We start from the raw sequence: 1,262 nt of genomic DNA, 5'->3' as shown, positions 1-1,262 counted from the left end.
TATCACCTTTAGCATTGGTGAGCAATTATATTTCCACCCCCCATTTTCCTGTGAATATTACCTTAAATCTCCTCACCTTTACCTTAAATTACCTCACCCAAGCACCTTAAATTATATCACCTTTACCTTAAATTCCCTCACCTATACACGTGTAACGCATTGTTTTTAATCAGGAATTTCGACCCTAAAACAAGTATTAAAAACAAGATCTTAAAAACAAGATCTAAAAACTTAACGGCGAGCCTGTGGATAACTTGGGGTGCTGAAAATAAAAATCCAATAAAAACAATGTGTTGAAAAAAAATCAGGATTGAAGATTCCGAATACTCCCCTTCCAACCCTGTGGAAATCCAGTATTCATGCGGGTTCAGCGCATATCACCTACCGAAAAACCGTGCGTATGTGCTCAACCTGGCGACGGATTCACTTCCGCTTCCTCGCCCACTCGCTCGCTAACGCTCGGTCGCTGGGGCTGCGGCGAGCGGACGATACAATCACTGTCCTGGCAGCGCCTCCAGCTCGTTAATCAGCGGCAGTATGCGCGTCACATCAGCCTGTCGTGTCACCTCTGCCTTCAGGAACTGGAGTAACCAGGCACGCAACTGCACCTCCTCCGGCTTTCTGACCTTTGCCAGCAATGCTGCACCCACAATGACCTTCTGCGCTGTGTCCAGACTCCTGCTCTTCGCCTTCAGGCGCTGTAATCTGGCCTCAGCATCAGCAATCTTCTGTTCGAGTGTTCTGCTCATGATGTAACTCCGTGCGCGATGAAAAATCGCATTTTAGCGCGTCACTGGTAGTTTAAAAACTGAGCTGGCATAATGCACGGAAAATCACGAAGTGCGCACTTATACAATCTCCACTCCGTTTCGATTGTGTGCGCCCTGCGGGGCTGAAAGAAAACTACAAAAAGGCATTACGGCAGAAATGGCGATTTATCATCTCAGCATGAAAATTATCTCCAGAAGCAGCGGCTACAGCGCCGTAGCTTCCGCTGCCTATCGTTCCGGTTCACTGATGCTTGATGAGCGTACCGGACTGACTCACGACTACACCCGCAAAAGCGGTGTGGCTGAAGCTGTGATTCTGACCCCCGCGACAGCCCCTGCCTGGTGTACGAACCGTGCCGAACTCTGGAATGCCGTTGAGAAGGCCGAACGCCGGAAGAACTCACAACTTGCGCGGGAAATTGAACTCGCCATCCCCCGCGAACTACCGCAGGATGCCGCACGGGAAACCGTTCTCGCCTTTGTCAGAGAAAA

Annotated in this window: 2 protein-coding genes; one reads left to right on the top strand and one right to left on the bottom strand. The window is 49.6% G+C overall.

The features are described from left to right. Positions 1-494 precede the first annotated feature (494 nt). Positions 495-749, bottom strand: a complete 255-nt coding sequence (gene mobC / locus ACFVT2_RS43270; RefSeq protein ID WP_000091745.1) for a relaxase accessory protein MobC — start codon at positions 747-749, stop codon at positions 495-497. Positions 750-840: 91 nt separating this feature from the next. Between mobC and ACFVT2_RS43265 the strand changes: the two genes are divergently transcribed. Then, a partial coding sequence (locus ACFVT2_RS43265; protein WP_390027977.1) for a MobA/MobL family protein occupies positions 841-1,262 on the top strand: 422 nt, incomplete at its 3' end.

The organism is Streptomyces sp. NPDC058000 (genome assembly GCF_042886435.1).
Taxonomy (GTDB): Bacteria; Actinomycetota; Actinomycetes; order Streptomycetales; family Streptomycetaceae; genus Streptomyces.
This window is presented reverse-complemented; position numbering and strand designations above follow the sequence as displayed.